Origin of the sequence: Micromonospora sp. NPDC050784, assembly GCF_044456765.1 — a bacterium.
Taxonomy (GTDB): domain Bacteria; phylum Actinomycetota; class Actinomycetes; order Mycobacteriales; family Micromonosporaceae; genus Micromonospora; species Micromonospora foliorum.
Genome location: NZ_JBITGG010000011.1, coordinates 162,271 through 179,576 on the forward strand (window position 1 = coordinate 162,271; position 17,306 = coordinate 179,576).

At 70.8% G+C, this 17,306-nt stretch carries 19 protein-coding genes; 8 read left to right on the forward strand and 11 right to left on the reverse strand.

Going from position 1 to position 17,306, the window contains the following annotated elements:
* The first annotated feature begins 23 nt into the window (after positions 1–23).
* Positions 24–1,535 carry a DUF1996 domain-containing protein gene (locus ACIBD9_RS17395; RefSeq protein ID WP_396718713.1) on the forward strand — a complete coding sequence of 504 codons (1,512 nt, stop codon included), beginning with the start codon at positions 24–26 and terminating at the stop codon, positions 1,533–1,535.
* Positions 1,536–1,622: 87 nt separating this feature from the next.
* On the opposite strand, the gene ACIBD9_RS17400 is transcribed toward ACIBD9_RS17395, so the two are convergent.
* The 3 genes from ACIBD9_RS17400 to ACIBD9_RS17410 form a co-directional block, all read right to left on the reverse strand.
* On the reverse strand, positions 1,623–2,102 hold the full coding sequence (locus tag ACIBD9_RS17400) for a hypothetical protein (RefSeq protein WP_396718715.1): 480 nt from the start codon (positions 2,100–2,102) through the stop codon (positions 1,623–1,625).
* Between the two features lie 109 nt (positions 2,103–2,211).
* Positions 2,212–3,222, reverse strand: a complete 1,011-nt coding sequence (locus ACIBD9_RS17405; protein ID WP_396718717.1) for a HEAT repeat domain-containing protein — start codon at positions 3,220–3,222, stop codon at positions 2,212–2,214.
* A 6-nt stretch (positions 3,223–3,228) separates the two neighbouring features.
* A complete protein-coding gene (locus ACIBD9_RS17410) occupies positions 3,229–3,897 on the reverse strand; it encodes a HEAT repeat domain-containing protein (RefSeq protein WP_396718719.1) in 669 nt (222 codons plus the stop codon).
* Between the two features lie 184 nt (positions 3,898–4,081).
* Between ACIBD9_RS17410 and ACIBD9_RS17415 the strand changes: the two genes are divergently transcribed.
* Entirely contained in the window at positions 4,082–4,798 is a 717-nt protein-coding gene (locus tag ACIBD9_RS17415; protein WP_396718721.1) for a carbonic anhydrase, read from the forward strand.
* A gap of 45 nt (positions 4,799–4,843) precedes the next feature.
* Here the strand turns inward: ACIBD9_RS17415 and ACIBD9_RS17420 are convergent, their stop codons facing one another.
* Positions 4,844–5,449: a hypothetical protein gene (locus ACIBD9_RS17420; protein ID WP_396718723.1), complete on the reverse strand. Its 606-nt coding sequence runs from the start codon at positions 5,447–5,449 to the stop codon at positions 4,844–4,846.
* 322 nt (positions 5,450–5,771) lie between these two features.
* Between ACIBD9_RS17420 and ACIBD9_RS17425 the strand changes: the two genes are divergently transcribed.
* On the forward strand, positions 5,772–6,455 hold the full coding sequence (locus ACIBD9_RS17425; RefSeq protein WP_396718726.1) for a DUF418 domain-containing protein: 684 nt from the start codon (positions 5,772–5,774) through the stop codon (positions 6,453–6,455).
* 9 nt (positions 6,456–6,464) lie between these two features.
* Positions 6,465–7,556: a winged helix DNA-binding domain-containing protein gene (locus ACIBD9_RS17430; RefSeq protein WP_396718729.1), complete on the forward strand. Its 1,092-nt coding sequence runs from the start codon at positions 6,465–6,467 to the stop codon at positions 7,554–7,556.
* Positions 7,557–7,569: 13 nt separating this feature from the next.
* Here the strand turns inward: ACIBD9_RS17430 and ACIBD9_RS17435 are convergent, their stop codons facing one another.
* The 4 genes from ACIBD9_RS17435 to ACIBD9_RS17450 all read right to left on the reverse strand — a co-directional run bounded on the left by ACIBD9_RS17435 (position 7,570) and on the right by ACIBD9_RS17450 (position 10,010).
* Entirely contained in the window at positions 7,570–8,013 is a 444-nt protein-coding gene (locus tag ACIBD9_RS17435; protein ID WP_396718732.1) for a DUF5990 family protein, read from the reverse strand.
* A 14-nt stretch (positions 8,014–8,027) separates the two neighbouring features.
* The gene (locus ACIBD9_RS17440; RefSeq protein WP_396718735.1) at positions 8,028–8,678 is read right to left on the reverse strand and encodes a TMEM175 family protein; all 651 of its coding nucleotides are present in this window, start codon (positions 8,676–8,678) and stop codon (positions 8,028–8,030) included.
* 8 nt (positions 8,679–8,686) lie between these two features.
* Positions 8,687–9,469: an MBL fold metallo-hydrolase gene (locus ACIBD9_RS17445; RefSeq protein WP_396718738.1), complete on the reverse strand. Its 783-nt coding sequence runs from the start codon at positions 9,467–9,469 to the stop codon at positions 8,687–8,689.
* A gap of 70 nt (positions 9,470–9,539) precedes the next feature.
* A complete protein-coding gene (locus tag ACIBD9_RS17450) occupies positions 9,540–10,010 on the reverse strand; it encodes a hypothetical protein (protein WP_396718740.1) in 471 nt (156 codons plus the stop codon).
* Between the two features lie 155 nt (positions 10,011–10,165).
* On the opposite strand from ACIBD9_RS17450, the gene ACIBD9_RS17455 reads away from it, so the two are divergent.
* The 3 genes from ACIBD9_RS17455 to bla all read left to right on the forward strand — a co-directional run bounded on the left by ACIBD9_RS17455 (position 10,166) and on the right by bla (position 14,608).
* Positions 10,166–10,867 (forward strand): DUF4396 domain-containing protein, encoded by a 702-nt coding sequence (locus ACIBD9_RS17455; RefSeq protein ID WP_396718742.1) that lies wholly within the window; start codon positions 10,166–10,168, stop codon positions 10,865–10,867.
* Between the two features lie 169 nt (positions 10,868–11,036).
* Entirely contained in the window at positions 11,037–13,667 is a 2,631-nt protein-coding gene (gene rph / locus ACIBD9_RS17460) for a rifamycin-inactivating phosphotransferase (RefSeq protein WP_396718744.1), read from the forward strand.
* Between the two features lie 26 nt (positions 13,668–13,693).
* On the forward strand, positions 13,694–14,608 hold the full coding sequence (gene bla / locus ACIBD9_RS17465) for a class A beta-lactamase (RefSeq protein WP_396718746.1): 915 nt from the start codon (positions 13,694–13,696) through the stop codon (positions 14,606–14,608).
* 4 nt (positions 14,609–14,612) lie between these two features.
* On the opposite strand, the gene ACIBD9_RS17470 is transcribed toward bla, so the two are convergent.
* Complete coding sequence (locus ACIBD9_RS17470; protein WP_396718749.1) at positions 14,613–15,179, reverse strand: dihydrofolate reductase family protein; 567 nt, start codon at positions 15,177–15,179, stop codon at positions 14,613–14,615.
* A gap of 39 nt (positions 15,180–15,218) precedes the next feature.
* Positions 15,219–15,716 carry a pyridoxamine 5'-phosphate oxidase family protein gene (locus ACIBD9_RS17475; protein WP_396718750.1) on the reverse strand — a complete coding sequence of 166 codons (498 nt, stop codon included), beginning with the start codon at positions 15,714–15,716 and terminating at the stop codon, positions 15,219–15,221.
* Between the two features lie 75 nt (positions 15,717–15,791).
* Here ACIBD9_RS17475 and ACIBD9_RS17480 point away from each other — a divergent pair, with 75 nt between their 5' ends.
* Positions 15,792–16,451 (forward strand): winged helix-turn-helix transcriptional regulator, encoded by a 660-nt coding sequence (locus ACIBD9_RS17480; RefSeq protein WP_396718752.1) that lies wholly within the window; start codon positions 15,792–15,794, stop codon positions 16,449–16,451.
* 176 nt (positions 16,452–16,627) lie between these two features.
* Here the strand turns inward: ACIBD9_RS17480 and ACIBD9_RS17485 are convergent, their stop codons facing one another.
* Positions 16,628–17,206 carry a TetR/AcrR family transcriptional regulator gene (locus ACIBD9_RS17485; RefSeq protein WP_396718755.1) on the reverse strand — a complete coding sequence of 193 codons (579 nt, stop codon included), beginning with the start codon at positions 17,204–17,206 and terminating at the stop codon, positions 16,628–16,630.
* Positions 17,207–17,306: the final 100 nt, after the last annotated feature.

The window sequence follows — 17,306 nt, forward strand, 5'->3', positions numbered from 1 at the left end:
CGACTCGAAGGAAATCACTGGTAATGCGGACTCCCCCCGCGCATGTCGCGCCGCCGGACCGGGCGCGAAAGCGTCGTCGCCTCGCCCGCATCACGCTCGCCTCCGCGGTCGTCGCCGCGCTGGCCGGCAGTGGCATCTACATCGCCGGCGCCCAGGCCGAAGAGGTCGCCGTGCCCGGCCGGGTGCAGGCCGAGACCTTCGCGGCGCAGTCCGGTGCGCAGACCGAGGGCACCGGCGACGCCGACGGCGGCCGGAACGTCGGCTGGCTGGCCAGCGGCGACTGGCTGCGCTACGACGGTGTGTCGCTAACCGGCGTCGACCTGACGGCCCGGGTCGCCTCGCAGAACGCCGTCGGCGGCACGGTCGAGTTGCGCCTCGGCGCGCAGAACGGTCAACTGCTGGCCGGCTTCCCGATCGCCCAGACCGGTGGCTGGCAGAAGTGGAAGACCGTCACCGCGACGGCGTCCGCCGTGCCGGCGGGCCCGCAGACCGTCTTCGCCGTCATGAAGAGCACCTCGACGTCGGACTTCGTGAACCTGAACTGGTTCACGTTCGGCCCCGTGACGGGCACGCCGGGCACGCCGGGCACGCCGAGCACGTCGGCCGCCCCGGTCCCTTCGGCCACGCCGAGTTCCACCGCGTCCGCGTCCCCGTCGACGTCCGTCCCGCCGAGCGCGCCGGCCGGCGGCTGGGTGCCGGTCGACCAGGCCAAGTGGAGCAGGGAACTGGCCGCCTTCAACGCCATCACGCCGAAGGCGGTGCCGCCGGGCACCACCCGGGTTCCCGAGTTCCACACCGACTGCGGCGTCGCGAACTCCGCCCCGGACGACCCGATCGTCCTGCCTGGTCTCTCGGGCGCCTCCCACATGCACACCTTCTTCGGCCCGAAGATCGACGCCTTCACCACGACGGACAAGCTGTTCTCCGCGCCGAACACCTGCAACGCCCCGGGGGACAAGAGCGCCTACTGGACGCCGGAGCTGCGCAAGGACGGCAAGGCCGTGCCGATCAAGAGCATGCGCATCTACTACGGCTCGCGGGTCAAGGACCCGTCGACCGTCAAGCCCTTCCCGCCGGGCCTGGTGGTGGTCGAAGGCGACGCCAAGCGGCAGGTCGACACTCCGAAGAACGCCGGTAGCAACCAGTTCTGGTGCGCGGGCAGCGCCGAGATCGGCCGCAGCGCCGACGGCAACTGGCCGAGGTGCGCCCCCGGCGGCAACCTGATCTTCCAGCTCGTGTTCAAGGACTGCTGGGACGGCAAGAACATCGACTCACCCGATCACAAGTCGCACATGGGCGACCCGGTGAACGGCGTCTGCACCGGCAAGTACCCGGTGGCCGTGCCGGACCTCTCCTTCATGGTCAACTATGAGTCGCTGGGCGGTGACGGCCTCAGCCTCTCCTCCGGCAAGCCGTCATCGATGCACGGCGACTTCATGAACGCCTGGGAGCCGGAGCGTCTCGGTGACCTGGTGAAGTCCTGCCTCAACCAGAACGCCAAGTGCGGCGTCGACACGACCTTCGCCGGCGGCTGATCGCCGCCTCCGTTTGCGACGGACGGCCCCCACGCGTGAGCGTGGGGGCCGTCCGTCATCACACCCGACCTGATCAGGCCGCGATGGTCAGAGAACCACGCTGACCCCGGTGGCCTTGCACGCGGCGCTGACGTCCTTGCCGGCCTTCTCGAAGGCCGGGTTGTCGGCGGCGGTCGCCGGGTCCGCCGCCGCCGCGGCCTTGGCCGCTTCGGCGCCGAAGGTCCGCACGGCATCGGCCAGCTTGCCGTCGCCGGTCGCGGCGGCCGCGGTCACCTTCTGCTCCAGCCCGGTCAGGATCTTCTTGAAGTCCGCCGCCGACGCCTCGCCGGTCGTGACGACCTTCACCATCTCGGCCCGCATCTCGTCGCTGGCCTTCTTCACCGCCTCGCAGAGCTGCTTGTCGGTCGCCGCGCCCCCCGCGGGTGACGAGGCGGGCGTGGCGGCGGCGGAGGTGGCCACCGCGGACGGGGCCGCGGACGTGGCAGCGGGCGTGGTGGGTCCGGCGGTGGTCGCCTTGTCACTGTCGCCACAGGCGGCGAGGGCAGTAGTAACGGTAAGGATCAACATGACGGAAGCAAGACGGGAAGATTTCACGGACGCGGACGATAGCCGAAGTCCAAACGATGATCAATTCGCGCGACGCCTCACCGATTCGGGCCAGCTCCACAGGGTGTGGTCATGGTGAACCTTCGTCGCGGAGGGCGAGAATGGAGGTCGCCGTCAGTGCGACGGCGCGGTCCTCGTCGTGCGACAGGTCCGTGAGGGCGCGTGCGGCGACGCTCCCCGGGATGTCCGCCAACGCCTCGGTCAGCCGTCTCCGTGCAGACGGTGCGACGCCGCTCTGCCCGAGGCAGGCCACGAGCCGGGTCGTGATCTGGTCTGCCAGCGCGGGATCGGCCGCCAGCAGGCTCAACGCGTCGGCGGCGTCGACGTCCTTGGTCTCCTCGACGACCATGCCGATCAACGTGGGAATGGCGTCCGCCACTCCGCGTACCCCGAGTGCCAGAGCCGCGTACCCGCGGACCACGAGGTCGGGGTGCGCGAGGGCGTCCCGCAGCACATCGGTCGCCGCAGCGTGCGGAATCTCGGCGACGCACTGCACGGCACGCCTGCGTACCTCGGCTTCTGGCGAGCCGAGGCCCTCGGCCAGCAGCGCCACCCCGCCGTCGCCGGACTGCGCCAGCGCCCAGCGCAGGGCTCCGGCGACGTTCGGGTCCGACTCGCTCAGCACCGCCTCGACAAGTGCCTCCACCGGCACCGGACGCTCACCGGCCGAGGACAGGGCGGCGCGCTGGCGGCTGCCCGCGCTCTCCGACCCCAGTGCCCGCAAGAGCGTGACGACCTGAAGGACGTCCTCCCAGTCGGCGGGGTCCGCGGCACCGATCCGGCGGAGTCGGGTGAGCAGCTCCGTCTCGTCCGCGATGCGGAGTCGCGTCCGCCGGATGAGGTCGTCGACGAGTTCGGCGGGTGTGAAGCCGGGATCGTCGAGCGCGCGGCGCACGTCGCGTAGCGACAAACCCAACGACCGCAGGCTCTCGACGTGGAAGATCAGCCGGATGTCTCCGCTGGTGTACTCGCGATAGCCGGAACCGGTGCGACCGGTGGGCCGGATCAGCCCCAGCGCCTCGTAATGCCTGAGCATGCGGGCGCTGACGCCGGACCGTCGCGCCACCTCACCGATCAACACCTGGCGTCATCCCTTCTCTCCCGTCGGGCCGAGGGCGACGACGCGCTTCGCCGCCTCGATCGCGAACTCGAATCCGGCATCCGGATCCTGCATCAGCCGTTGTGTGGCGACCGCGTGCGCGCGTACACGTGGGTCGAGATCCGCCATCGCGGCGCGCAGGATCGGCATGACCACCTGGCCGAGCGCTATGAGCGCCCGGCTGAGGCTCAACTGCGTCTCCCGCCCGCCCCGCCCGAACTGTGTCGACAACACCATGGCCAACTCGGGCTCGCCGCCGGGGGGTACGAGCACGACCGCTGCGCGCCAGGCGCTTCGCGCCACCTCGTCGTCGGCGTCGGTCAGCAGCGCCCTGGTGATCGCCGGCCAGCCTCGCCGGTCCCCGATCTTGGACAGCGTGTGCAACGCCTGACTTCGGGCCTGCGCACGCTCCGAGCGGAGCTCGTCGGTGAGCTTCGCGACGGTCAGTTCGGGTGGGTGGCGCAGGAGTGCCCAGGTGAGCATCTCGCGTACGGAGAACTCGGGCTCGACCGCGCAGCGCTCGATGAGCGTGTCGATGAGCTGCGGGTCAGGGGTCGTGCCGACCGTCAGTGCCGCGCGCAGCCGCACCGACGAGTCGCTGTTCTCCAGCCCGCGGAGAACCCTCATCGCGTTCATGTCCTGTTTCGGCGTGGTCATCGGAATCACCCCTTCCGCCCCAGTGAAGACCTTGTCACTGTGTCAAGGTCAACACCCGTCCATGCTGTTGCTCGCGGCGGCGAAGGAGCAGGGGCGATTCACCGTCGCCTGCTGACCACCAGAGGGCGAAAACCACTGTGGACGGCGGCCTGGTAGGAAGAGCGAATCGCCTACCCTCAGGGAGATGATCGTGGCACGTTCCCACCTGTCCCGCCGTTCGCTGCTGACCGCCGGCGGCGCCGCCGCCGTGGCGCTCGGCGCGGCCGCGGCCAGCCCGTCCGCCGCTACCGCCGCACCAGCCGACAACCCGGTCGATACGCCGGCGGAGGCGCTGCGTCGGCTGCAGGCTGGCAACCGGCGGTTCACCTCCGGTCACGGCCGGCACCCGCACCAGAGCCTGGCCGACCTGCACCGGCTCGCCGCCGGCCAGCACCCGTTCGCCATCACCGTCGGCTGCGCCGACTCCCGGGTGGCCCCCGAGGTGCTCTTCGACCAGGGGCTCGGTGACCTGTTCGACAACCGGGTGGCCGGCAACATCGTCGACGACCTGCTGCTCGGCAGCGTCGAGTTCGCGGTGGAGGAGTTCGGCAGCCTGCTGATCGTCGTCCTCGGCCACGAACGCTGCGGCGCGATCACCGCCACCATCGACGCCATCCACACCGGCGGCACGGCACCCGGGCACATCGGCACCATCGTGGACGCCCTGCGCCCGGTCGTCGAGCCGGTGCTGGACCAGCCCGGCGACCCGGTGGAGAACGGTGTGCGCGCCAACATCGCCGCACAGGTGCGGGCGCTCAGCGCGCGCAGCACCATCATCGCCGAGAAGGTGCACGAGGGCGCGCTGCGCGTGGTGGGCGCCCGCTACGACCTGGACAACGGGCAGGTCTCGCTGGTGGCCTGAGCCCGTCACCCGATCCTGGGCATCCCGGGCGGCGACGCTGGTCGGTCATCCACTGACAACCGACCAGCGTCGCCGGTCCCGGGTGCGGCGGTAGTAGGACCACCCGGCCAGTGGCAACGCGACCGTCCAGGCCAGCAGGAGCGGGAGGCCGATGAGAACGCCGGTCGGGGTGAAGATGTCCTCCGCGCTCGACTCCGCCAGTTCCGCGGTGAACTGCCAGGGCAGGGTCGCCGAGTAGCCGATCATCAGGGCGGATCCCAGCACCGTCGGCGTCAGCGGCAACCACGGTGGCACCCGACGTCCGCGCAGCCACGGCACCCACCAGGGGAAGACCACACCCCAGTCCTTGATGAGTCCCAACGCCAGGAGGCCACCGAGCCCGGCGAGGACGCACAGCAGACCCAGGTAGAACGCGCCGGCCGGCAGGCCCAGGAAACCGTCGACCGGGTGGTCCCCCACCCCGGGCCCGCGACCGTGGTACCACTCGCGGAACGGACCGGGATTGGCGAACAGCGGGATGCCGAGGATCCACGGCACGTGCAGCGGGATGAACCCCAGCACGGGGGCGATCCACGCCACGTGACCGGCTCGGCGGGCCCATGGCGGCGGTGGCGGGGTGGGCATGCTCTTTGTGCCTGGTGTTCGAGTCACGGCGTCGTCTCCTCAGCGGTGGGCGTTGGCACATCCGAGATCACCGTGGCCGACCGGCGAGGCGAGCGGATCGCCGCGCGGAGGGAACGGCCTCCCCTCGTCCGGGGATGGCGTCTATTCGTCACGACAGCGCGTGTGACGAAAACACTTCCCGGCGGCGGGCCATGCTCCCGAGGCTGGACACCATGAACGTGACCCGACTCGACCGACCGGGCGACGGCCGTCCACAGCCCTCGTACGGGGGCGCCTCCGCCCGTATCACCGTCGTGGACGCCCTGCGGGGCAGCGCGCTGCTGCTCATCCTGCTGGCGGCATCGCCGTCGTGGTCGGGCTCGCCGCGGTCCTCGGCGCCACGCTGGTTCCGGACGAGGCTGCCGCGGTCGACGCCGGCGCGCGTTCGACGCTGGCGCTCGGCGGTGGCCTCGGTGACGTCGTCCTGGAGCACCTGCGGTCGATGCCGGCGATGGTCGGCGGCCTCGCCGTGCAGGGGCCCCTGGCGTTCGCGGCGTTCCTCGTCGGCCTCGCCGCCGGCCGACACCGACTTCTCGCCGCCGTGCCCGCCCACGAGGACCTGCTGCGCCGGTGCGAACGGGTGGGGTATCCGATCGGTCTGGCCGGCGCCGTCGTATTCACCGTCGGTGGTGGTACGGCGAACCTGACCGGGCTGATGGTCAGCATCGTCACCGCGCCGCTCCTGGCCGCGGCCTACGCCGCGACCCTGCTGCGCCTGTTCACGCGGCGATCTCGTGTCGCGGACGCGTTCGCGCCGGCCGGGCGGATGGCCCTGACGAACTACCTGGCCCAGTCGCTCGTGTGCGTGCTCGTCTTCACCGGTGTCGGGTGGGGTCTGGTCGGCCGCACCTCGCCGGCACAGACACTGCTGATCGCGCTGGTGATCTTCGCGTTCCAGTTGGTGGCCAGCGCGTGGTGGCTGCGGCGGTTCCGGTACGGCCCCGTCGAATGGGCGCTGCGCGCCTGGACCCACCGGGAGCGCCGCCGCAACTAGGGTGCTGACATGGTCGATCGGCACCAGGTGATGAACTTCCGGGTCCGTGCCCAGCAGCTCGACCGGGCCGAGGGCACGCTCGCCGACACCGCCGTCCTGGACCTCGGGGTGCAGAACACCGGTCCGGACGGCGCCCGGTGGGCGCTGGCGGTACGCGGGGTCGACGTGACCGCGTTGTCCGACACGGATCTGGTCCTGCTGTGGACCGTGCGGGGCGCACCCCACCTCTACCGCCGGGCCGACGTGGCGAAGGTGGCGGCCGCGGTCGAACCCTTCTCCGAGGCCGACGCGGGCAAGCGCATCTACGACGCCGCGAAGCCGTTGAAGGCCGCTGGCATCGACAACCTCACGGCCCTGGACGAGATCGCCGACCGGATGCGGACCGTCGTCAGCACGCCGACGGTCAAGGGGGACGTTTCCGGGCGCCTGGCCACCATGCTGCCCGAGCCGTATCTGCGGTTCTGCCGACCGTGTAACGCCACGCACCTCTACGAGATGCCGTTCCGGCTCGCCGCCATACGGGCCGGACTGGAGTTGCAGCTCGACACCTCACCTCCGGTCCTGCGGCGCATCACCGGGTTCCGGAAGTCGGCCGCCGCGGGTGACCGGTTCGACCTCATCCGCGCGTACCTTCGCCTGCTCGGCCCGGCGACCCCGAAACAGGTGGCCGACTACCTCGACGCCCCGGTGAAGGACGTGAAGGCGCACTGGCCCGACGATGTGATCGAGGTGACGGTCGACCGCGAGGTGCGTTCACTGCTGGCCGCCGACGAGGAGGCGCTGGAGTCGGCCGACGGCAGGGGCACCCGCCTGCTCGGCCCGTTCGACCTGTTCCTGCAGGCCAAGGACCGGGCGACGCTGGTGCCGGACGCCGCCCACGCCAAGGAGCTGTGGCCGGTGTTGGGTCGCCCCGGCGCGGTCCTGGTCGACGGCGAACTGGTCGGCACCTGGCGCCCCCGCAAGTCCGGCAAGGCGTTCACGGTCGCCGTCCAGCCGTGGCACCGACTGTCGGACGCCACGCGTAAGGCCGTCACCGCGCAGGCCGAACACCTCGCCGCGTACCGCTCCGTCTCCCTCAGCGGCGTCGACTTCGGCAGCTAGCCGTCAACGACGCTCACTCCACCGCCCACGCGATGGCGGGCGGGTGCACCCGAGCGCAGATCGGCTCACCGGCGGCATCGGTCAACCCGACCCGGCCGACAAGCGTTCCGTTGCCCTCGTGGGCGGCGCGCAGCAGGTCGGTCGGTACGTCGGTGAACATCAGCTTCGCTCGTCGGAACATGGCGAACCCGTCCTGGGTCACCGCACCCCAGCTCAGATACAAAAATCGTGCCCCGGGACGGCCGTGCACCCAGGGGCCGCCGACGTCGAGCGCTCCGTCGATCTCGCGGCTGGACACTTCGAAGGACCAGGTGGCGCTGGCCGCGTCGGCCGGCACCTGATCGACCACCTCGGCCTTGCGCTGAACCCCGACGTGCACGTTGCCCAACCGCACGGCGTCGGCCTCCGCACCGGGACGCTGACCTGGGAAATCGGTGCCGTCGATCCGGATCCGCATGCCGCCGACTCTAGTCAATCGGCCGGTTGCGCGGCGGTGTCGTCCTCGCCGTACTCGCCGCGGATGGGCAGGTAGTAGGCGGGCAGGAACGCGGCGATGATGGCGACGCCGGCGATCGGCACGAACGCGCCGACGAGGATCCCGCCGCCGATCCAGACCAGCGCGAGCGCGAATCGGCGACCGATGGCCCGAGCGCCGACGGGACCGAGGCCGCGGTCCAGCAGTTTGGCGCGGCGGAGGTGGGCCCACACGATGTTGAAGAGGGCCGCCGCCGTCCACAGTGTGCCGCCGTAGACCACGACCGACGCGCGCAGCCCCTGCTCAGCCCGCAACGCGTCGGCGAGCAGCGACGTGGAGAACGGCAGGAACGCGATGACCATCAGAAGCAGCGTGTTGAGGAACAGGACCCCTCGGTCGACGTGCCGGACGCGGTCGAACATGACGTGGTGGTTCACCCACACCTGCCCGATGAGCAGGAAGCTCAGCGTGTACGCCAGGTACGACGGCCACAGTGCACCGAGCCCCTGGACGAGGTGCCCGAAGTCGTGGGGCGGTTGGATCTCCAGCACGAGAAGCGTCACGGCGATCGCGAAGACACCGTCGCTGAAGGCCAGCAGCCGGCCCGGACTGCGGGTGAGCCGTGAAGTTTCCCTTTTGGGAGGCACGCAGCGAATTATGCTATATGTCGGCTTTCATTATCGGCAACGCTGGCGGCTGTCTTACGCAGGTAGGTCTCGGCCAACTGGCGAAGGTGCGTACGGTCGAAGCTGTCCCCGTGGCCGGGGTGGACGACGGACACGTCGAGGTCGACGAGGAATTGCATGCTTCGCCGGTACGCGGCCACGTCGGAGTTCGGCAGATCGTCGATCAGGGCGCCCTCGTAGATGATGTCGCCCGAGTACAGGGTCCCGGTGCGTTCCTCCAGCAGGGCGATGCTTCCCGGCGTGTGGCCGGGAAGGTGCAGCACGGTCAGCACTCGCCCGCCGAGGTCGACCCGCTCACCGTCGTCGAGCAGGAGGGTCAGGGTCATGGGTTCGACGCGGTAGGCGGCGGGGTCGTAGCCGGGATCGGGCAGCACGTCGATCATGAGCTCCGGGACGGCTTCACCGGCGGCGTCGATCCCCAGCCTGTCGAAGAGTTCCGCGCCGTACAGGCTCGCCGGTACGCCCGCCGCAAGGATCCCCGCCTCGGCGGGGTGGGCGGCCCGGTCACCGAACTCCGGTGCCCCACCGACGTGATCCAGGTGCGCGTGGGTGAGCACGACCAGCGGATCGCGGTCGAACAGGCCCGGAATCGCCTCCCGCACGGGGACGACGCCCAGCCCGGCGTCGATCACGATGTCTCGATCGTTGCCCCGCAGCCACCAGAAGTTCGCCGACAGCAGTTCGTTGACGTGCGGTTCCGAGATCCGGACGACGTCGCCGTCCACTTCGACCCGCCTGTACCAGTCGACCATGTCCGAAAGTGTGCCAGCGCGGCGATGCCGCTTCGACCCCGAGAATCACGCTCCGGGGCAGGGAAGCCACTCAGATGATCGCGAAGAGACGGTCAGCGGGGTCCACGACGGCGGCCAGCACCGCGCCGGACACGAGGGCCGGGTCGGTCGCGCGGATCGCGTCCGCCTCGAAGGTGGCGAACCCCGGCCCGCTGATGCGCAGGTGGAGTTTCAGCTCGGGATTCTCTCCAGCCAGGTGGTTCGCCACCGCGAGGATCTCCGCCGTCGCGGCGACACCGGCGGCGGACAGTCGACGCGCGTCGCGACGTGAGCGGCCCACCACCTGCCAGCCGAAGACGCCGAAGCCGACACCGATGGCTGTCGCCAGGACGCCCCCGACCAGCAGACCCCAGAAGTCGGTCGACGATCGCGGCGGGTCCAGCGTCATGGCGGCGACGAGCAGGACCGGTCCGGGTAGGCAGATGGCCAGGAACAGGAGCCGCGAGAGCAGCGCGCCGATCGGACCGACACGCGCTTCCGCTTCGCGAGGGGCACTCGTCACCCTCGCACGGTAGTGCAGCGGCACAGAAGGTCACTCCACCGTCCGGGCGACGGCGGGAGGGTGAACCCGTTCGCACCGGCCGGCCGGGCCGCCCGATCTTCCGGTGCCAACGAGTATGACGTGAAAGACTCGCCCGGCTGGCGGAAGGGGCGGGGATGCAACCTACCTGGCTCGTAGCGCTCTCGTGGGCTTCGCTCGCGGTCGGCGTCGTCAGCTTCGCGGTCGTCCTGGCCGACACCTATCTCCGCGGCCACCGACAGCCGGTCCGGGTCATGGAGATCGTCTGGCTGGTGACCGTCCTCTACATCGGCCCGGCCGCCGTCCGCCTCTACTGGAACTGGGGTCGGCCCGAGGCGTTCTCTCGACGGCGCCAGGAGGGTCAACCGCGACGGACCCGCCGGGGACTCGTCGTCACCCACGTGTCCCGCTGCGGCGCCCACTGCGCTCTCGGCTTCATCATCGCCGAGGTCGCCCTGTACGCCGTGAGATTCGACCCGGCCGAGGACCCGCTGTGGGTCGACTACGCCGGCGACTACCTGATGGCGGTGACGATCGCCGTGCTTTTCCGGTACTTCGCCGGGCCGGGTCGCAGCCTGACGAAGGTCTGGCACGCGCTGTCGAACGTCGGCCGGATCGAGCTGCTAACCATCACCGCGTTCGAGGTGGCGCTGTTCGCGTGGCTGACGCTCGCGCATCGCGTGGTCTTGCCGGAGCCACCCCTGCGACCCGACAACCCCACGTTCTGGTTCGCCGGTCAGCTCGGGCTGATAGCCGGGTTCGTCGCGGCCTGGCCGACCGCCTCCTGGCAGCTCGGCCGGGGGCTGAGAATCGAACCGCGCCGACTCCCCTACGACTGAACGGGCCCGGCCGCCCGGACAAAAACAAGCGGCAAGGAGATCACTCCCCCTGCCACTTCTAACATATATCGCACCTGGGGGCTTGCCGCAAGACCCCGGTCGTGGCGCACAATCGGCGGCCGGACCAGCACAAACGAGGTAACGGGGGCGCGACGTGAGTGTGTTGTCGATGGACGGGGACCGCGGCGACCGGGCACCGCTGTTGGACCTTCGAGAGGTCGACGAGACTCAGGTGTCGGTGGTCGGCGGCAAGGCCGCGCACCTGGGCGTGCTGTCCCGGATCGACGGCATCCGGGTGCCGGCCGGGTTCTGCGTGACGACGGCCGCCTTCCGGCGGGTCATGGCGCAGACGCCGGGGATCGACGAACGGCTCGATCGGCTGTCGCGCCTGAGCCCGGAGGACCGGGAGGCGATCCGCACGCTCAGCGCGGAGATCCGCCGAAGCGTCGAGGAGACCGCGATACCGGACGACCTGGCCGCCGCGATCACCGGCGCGCTCCCCCGGTTCGGCGAGCAGGCCGCCTACGCCGTGCGGTCCAGCGCGACGGCGGAGGACACGCCGACGGCGTCCTTCGCCGGCCAGCAGGACACCTACCTGAACGTGGTGGGGCCGGAGGCGATCCTGCGGCACGTCAGCCGGTGCTGGGCCTCGCTGTTCACCGAGCGGGCCGTCATCTACCGCCTGCGCAACGGCATCGACCACGGTGCGGTCCAGATGGCTGTCGTCGTACAGCGGATGGTGTTTCCGGATGCCTCCGGCATCCTGTTCACGGCCGACCCGGTGACGGGCAACCGGAAGGTCGCGACCGTGGACGCCAGCTTCGGCCTCGGCGAGGCCCTGGTGTCCGGCCTGGTGAACCCGGATGTCTACACGGTGCGCGACGGGGAGGTCGTCGCCGGCACGGTCGCCGCCAAGCAGCGCGCCGTCGCCGCCCTGCCCGGCGGCGGGACGCGGGAGGTGGCGGTCGACAGGCAGCGGCAGGAGCAGCCGGCACTGACACAGGCCCAGGTGGTACGGCTCGTACGGCTCGGGCGACGGATCGAGGCGCACTTCGGCCGCCCGCAGGACATCGAGTGGTGCCTTCTCGACGACGACTTCCAGATCGTGCAGAGCCGGCCGATCACCACGTTGTTCCCCATTCCGGCGGCCGCTGACCAGGAGAACCACGTCTACCTCTCGGTCGGTCACCAGCAGATGATGACCGACGCCATGCGGCCGCTGGGGCTCTCCATGTGGCAGCTCACCGCCATGGCCCCGATGTTGGAGGCCGGCGGGAGGCTGTTCGTCGACGCCACTCGGCTGCTGGCCTCGCCCACGAGCCGCGCCGGCTTCCTGACCATGGCGGGCAAGTCCGATCCGCTGATGAGGGACGCGCTGGAGACCCTGATCGACCGTGGAGACTTCGTTCCGACGCTCCCGGACGGCGGCGGTCCCGGCGGGCCGACGACCGGCGGCAAGTCCACCTCGACCGAGATCGACCCGGCCGTCGTCACCGAGCTGATCGAGCGCAGCGGGGCGTCCATCGCCGCCCTGCGACGCGACATCGCGACGGTGGCCGGTCCGGCGCTGTTCGACTTCCTGCTGGAGGCCTTTCAGGAGCACAAGCGGGTCCTCGGCGATCCCCTAAACATCCAGGCGATCATGGCCGGCATGGAGGCCACCTGGTGGCTCAACGACCGGCTGCAGGAGTGGCTGGGCGAGAAGAACGCCGCGGACACCCTCACCCTTTCCGCCCCCGGCAACGTGACGTCGGAGATGGGGCTGGCGCTGCTCGACGTCGCCGACGTGATCCGTCCGTATCCGGAGGTGGTGGCGTTCCTGCAGGGCGTCGCGGACAACGGCGTCGCGCGCGACGACGTCCTCGACGAGCTGCCGAAGGTCCCGGGCGGGGCCGAGGCGCGCGACGCCATCGAGGCGTACCTCGACCGGTACGGCATGCGCTGCGTCGGCGAGATCGACATCACCAGGCCGCGGTGGAGCGAACGCCCCGGCACGCTCGTGCCCGTGCTCCTGGACAACATCAAGCTCTTCGAGCCGGGCGCGGCCAGACAGCGCTTCGAGCAGGGCGAACAGCAGGCGCGGCAGAAGGCGCAGGAGGTGTTGACGCGCCTGCGGGCGCTGCCGGACGGGGAGCAGAAGGCCGACGAGACCGCGCGGATGATCGACCAGGTGCGGGCCTTCACCGGCTATCGGGAGTACCCGAAGTACGACATCATCAGCCGCTACTTCATCTACAAGCAGGCCCTGCTGGCGGAGGCCGAGCGCCTGGTACGGGCCGGCGTGCTCGCCGAGACCGACGACGTCTTCTACCTCACATTCCAGGAGTTCCACGAGGTGGCGCGCTCGCACCGGGTGGACCACGAGCTGGTCCGGCAACGCCGGGAGGCGTTCCGGTCGTACCAGGCGCTCACGCCGCCCCGGGTGCTGACCTCCGACGGCGAGACCATCACCGGCGCGTACCGACGTGACGACGTGCCGGCCGGCGCCCTGGCCGGTGTGCCGGTCTCCGCCGGCACGGTCGAAGGACGCGCCCGCGTCATCCTCGACATGGCGCAGGCCGACCTCGAAGCGGGTGACATCCTCGTCACGGCCCACACGGACCCCAGTTGGACGCCCCTGTTCGTCGGCATCGCCGGGCTGGTGACGGAGGTCGGCGGGTCAATGACGCACGGCGCGGTGATCGCACGGGAGTATGGTCTGCCGGCTGTGGTCAGCGTCTTGGACGCCACCCGGCTGATCCGTGACGGGCAGCGGATCCGCGTACACGGCAGTGACGGGTACGTCGAGATCCTGCCCTGACCGACGGCACCTCAGGAGGAACGACGATGGCGGTTCCCGTCCGACGGCTGGCTACCGTGGTGGCCACGGCGGCGACAGTGGTGTCGTTGGCGGGGTGCGGCGGCGGGGACGCCACCGAGACGCGGACGACGCCGAGCCCGCAGGTGACGCTCGCCCCGTCGCCGGCCGCCGATCAGGAGTTCCGGCAGCTGGAGGAGCAATTCGGGGCGCGGCTGGGAATCTACGCCGTCGACACGGGCAGCGGTCGCACGGTGGAGTACCGCGCCGACGAACGGTTCGCGTACGCCTCGACCTGGAAGGCCCTCGCTGCCGCCGAGGTGCTCGACGGCACCACCGACGCCCAACTGGACCGGGTGGTGCGGTATTCCGCGCAGGACCTGGTGGCGCATTCCCCCGTCACCGAGAAGCACGTCGGCGAGGGCATGAGCCTGCGCGACCTCGCCGACGCCGCCGTGCGCTACAGCGACAACACAGCCGGCAACCTGCTGCTGCGACACCTCGGCGGGCCGGCGGGGTTCGAGTCGAAGCTGCGCGCGCTCGGCGACACGGTCACCGAGGCCGCCCGCTACGAGACCGCGCTGAACGAGGGAACACCTGGCGACAAGCGGGACACCAGCACCGCGCGGGCCCTGGCCGGCGACCTCCGGGCGTACACGGTGGGGGTTGCTCTGGAACCGGCGGACCGTGACGTGCTGCGCGGCTGGCTGCGGGGCAACACCACCGGCGCGGCGCTCGTCCGCGCCGGGGTGCCGGCCGGTTGGGTGGTCGGGGACAAGACCGGGACCGGAGGGTACGGCACCCGCAACGACATCGCGGTGCTCTGGCCGCCCGACCGGGCCCCGATCGTCCTCGCCGTGCTGTCAAGTCGCGACAAGAAGGACGCCAGCCCCGACGACGCCCTTCTCGCCCAGGCCACCCGGGTCGTCGTCGCCCAACTGTGAGCGGCTAGGCGGGCTGGTAGGTGAGGAGGACGACCCCGGAGGCGAAGGGTTCGGCGGAGACCAGCTCCAGTCGTGCCGGCGGCAGACCACCGGCGAACAGCGGCTTGCCCTGGCGGAGGAACAGGGGATGCACCAGGAGGTGCAGCTCGTCGATGAGCCGGAGGTCGGCGAGGGACCGGACCAGGGTGAGACTGCCGTAGACCACGATGTCGCCGCCGGGCCCGCGCTTGATTTCGGTGATCTCGTCCGGGTCGAGGCGGGCGAGCCGTCGGGTGTTCGTCCAGGTCGCGGTGTTACCCGAGGCGGAGACGACGATCTTCTCCAGCTCGTCGAGGCGTTGGGCGTACCCCCGTACGTCGTCGGGCTGGTCGGGGTCCTGGGCGGTCCGCGGCCAGTGGCCGGCGAAGTCGGCGTGGGTGATCCGGCCCAGCATCAGGCTGCCGGCGTTGTCCACCAGGCCCCGCTCGTACTTCTGCAGGTGGTCGTCGACCAGGAGCCAGTCCATCTCGTCGTCGGGGCCGGCGACGAACCCGTCGAGGGTGGTCCACATCGACACGACAATCTTGCGCATCTCTCGTCCTCCGTGATGGTGTGGTGAACCCCGGGCTGGTCACTGGCTGCCGCTGAGCGCGGCTCGGACGGGTTCCGGTGTACGCGCGGGGAACCGCTCCTGGAAGTCGACGACTCCGACCCAGGTGGGGCGCAGGCCGACCCGGACCATCCGCAGGCCCGGTTGGTCGATCGCGCTGAGGTAGGCGTTGCCCACCTCGTCGCCCATCCCGGCGCGCTGGATGGTGGCGTACTCCGGCAGGACGCCCTCGACCTCCGCCAGGGTGACCTTCCCGCGCAGCATGAGCACCTCCGGAAGACCGTCCGCAGTGTCGATGCAGACCGCCACGTCCGGCCGGGCGCTCAGGTCGCGGATCTTGTAGGTGCCGGCGAACGCGCCGACGACCAGCTCGTCGCCGGTCCAGAGGAAGTTCACCGGGATCAACCGCGGCGTGCCGTCCCTGCCGGTGTAGGCGAGGCGTGCCACCAGGGACGCGGTGAGCAGGCGTCGGGCCAACGGGGTGTCCAGCAGCTTCACGTCACCTTGCGGCAGGCTCATGAGAACCACGCTAGGGGGCCAACTCCTAAAGAACAAGTGCAACTCCTGAATTAGGATCCAGGTAGGGTGGACGTCATGAGCGGCATGCGTAGTTACGGAGATCCGTGCGGTGTCGCGCGTGGACTGGACATCATCGGCGAGCGGTGGGCGCTGCTGGTGGTACGCGACCTGCTGCTCGGCCCCCGGCGGTTCAACGACCTGCTCGGCGGCCTGCCCGGCGTGAGCCCCAACGTGCTGAGCCAGCGGCTGCGCCAGTTGACCGAGCACGGGGTGGTGCGCCGGCGGGACCTGGGCCCACCGACCCGGATCCACCTCTACGAGCTCACCGAGTGGGGCCGCGCTCTGGAGCCGATCCTCCTGCAGTTCGGCCGCTGGGGAAGCCAGTCCTCCCAGTCACCCGACGGCGCTCTCGGCATCGACTCCCTGCTGCTCAGCATCAAGGCGGCCTTCGACCCGGCGCGGGCCCGGGAGCTCGCCGGCAGCTACGCGTTCCACATCGACGCCGACACGTACCTCGCCGACGTCGCCGACGACACGGTGCAGCTCCGGCGCGGCACGGCGTCCGAGCCCGACGCGGCGCTCAGCACCGACATCGGCACCCTCCGGGCCGTCTGCGGCGGGGAGATCACCATGGCGGCGGCGGTCGAGTCGGGCGCGCTGCGGCTCAGCGGAGACGAGGACGCCCGGCGACGCCTCACCGACCTGCTCCTGACCCCGTTCACCCCCGCACGCTAACGCCCGCCGCCCGCCGCCCCGCCGCCCCGCCGTTCCGTCGGCCGGCCAGCCGCCCCGCCCACCCTGACCGTGGTCGATCATGGAGTTGTGGTGGGCCACAAAAGCCGTGATGCATCCTCAAGCCGGCACCACAACTCCATGATCGGCCAGGGTCGGGGGTGGGGGCGGGGTCGGGGTCAGGCGCGCTTGCCCTTTGCTGGGCTGATTCCTGCTACCGCCAGGTCGAGTAGTCGGGTCGCGGCGGCGGCGGGATCTGAGTGGTGCTCGGTGGCCAGGGCGATGCCGGTGATCAGCGCGAGCAGGTCGGTGATGGTCACGTCAGGCGCCACCGCGCCGGTCAGCGCGGCCCGGCGTACGAGTGGTTCGCCCGCCTCGGTGAGCTGCGCGGTGGCGCAGTGCTCGTGCGCCTCGGTGGGGTTGGCCGTGCAGTCGCGGGTGAGCGCGATGGCCAGGCCCCTGATGGTGGCGACGTTCCCATTGACCGCGGTGAGCCACTCCAGCAGCGCGGCCCGCGCGTCGTCGACATCGGACAGCTCCCGGGCGCGGACGCCGAGGCTCTCGACCACCCCGCGGAAGACCGCGTCCAGCAGTGCGTGGCGGCTCGGGAAGTGCCGGCGCACGGTGGCCGAGCCGACTCCGGCGATGCGGGCGATCTGCTCCAGGGACGCGTCCGCGCCGTGCGCGGCGATCTCCTGCTCGGCCACGGCCAGCAGGCGCGCGTAGTTGCGCCGGGCGTCCGCTCGCTGGGTGGACATGGCGTCACCTCAAGGTTTGCTAAGTGGCGGGGTCCGCCGTATCTTAGCGAAGGACAAACGGCGGGCCCCGCCGTTTAGCGTTTGCCCCGCGACAGGAGAC

Excerpts from the sequence above, each read along its gene's own strand:
- ACIBD9_RS17395 (WP_396718713.1), top strand. The coding sequence starts at position 24 with ATGCGGACTCCCCCCGCGCATGTCGCGCCGCCGGACCGGGCGCGAAAG.
- ACIBD9_RS17400 (WP_396718715.1), bottom strand. The coding sequence starts at position 2,102 with ATGTTGATCCTTACCGTTACTACTGCCCTCGCCGCCTGTGGCGACAGT.
- ACIBD9_RS17410 (WP_396718719.1), bottom strand. The coding sequence starts at position 3,897 with ATGACCACGCCGAAACAGGACATGAACGCGATGAGGGTTCTCCGCGGG.
- ACIBD9_RS17415 (WP_396718721.1), top strand. The coding sequence starts at position 4,082 with ATGATCGTGGCACGTTCCCACCTGTCCCGCCGTTCGCTGCTGACCGCC.
- ACIBD9_RS17430 (WP_396718729.1), top strand. The coding sequence starts at position 6,465 with ATGGTCGATCGGCACCAGGTGATGAACTTCCGGGTCCGTGCCCAGCAG.
- ACIBD9_RS17435 (WP_396718732.1), bottom strand. The coding sequence starts at position 8,013 with ATGCGGATCCGGATCGACGGCACCGATTTCCCAGGTCAGCGTCCCGGT.
- ACIBD9_RS17445 (WP_396718738.1), bottom strand. The coding sequence starts at position 9,469 with ATGGTCGACTGGTACAGGCGGGTCGAAGTGGACGGCGACGTCGTCCGG.
- ACIBD9_RS17455 (WP_396718742.1), top strand. The coding sequence starts at position 10,166 with ATGCAACCTACCTGGCTCGTAGCGCTCTCGTGGGCTTCGCTCGCGGTC.
- rph (WP_396718744.1), top strand. The coding sequence starts at position 11,037 with ATGGACGGGGACCGCGGCGACCGGGCACCGCTGTTGGACCTTCGAGAG.
- bla (WP_396718746.1), top strand. The coding sequence starts at position 13,694 with ATGGCGGTTCCCGTCCGACGGCTGGCTACCGTGGTGGCCACGGCGGCG.
- ACIBD9_RS17470 (WP_396718749.1), bottom strand. The coding sequence starts at position 15,179 with ATGCGCAAGATTGTCGTGTCGATGTGGACCACCCTCGACGGGTTCGTC.
- ACIBD9_RS17475 (WP_396718750.1), bottom strand. The coding sequence starts at position 15,716 with ATGAGCCTGCCGCAAGGTGACGTGAAGCTGCTGGACACCCCGTTGGCC.
- ACIBD9_RS17480 (WP_396718752.1), top strand. The coding sequence starts at position 15,792 with ATGAGCGGCATGCGTAGTTACGGAGATCCGTGCGGTGTCGCGCGTGGA.
- ACIBD9_RS17485 (WP_396718755.1), bottom strand. The coding sequence starts at position 17,206 with ATGTCCACCCAGCGAGCGGACGCCCGGCGCAACTACGCGCGCCTGCTG.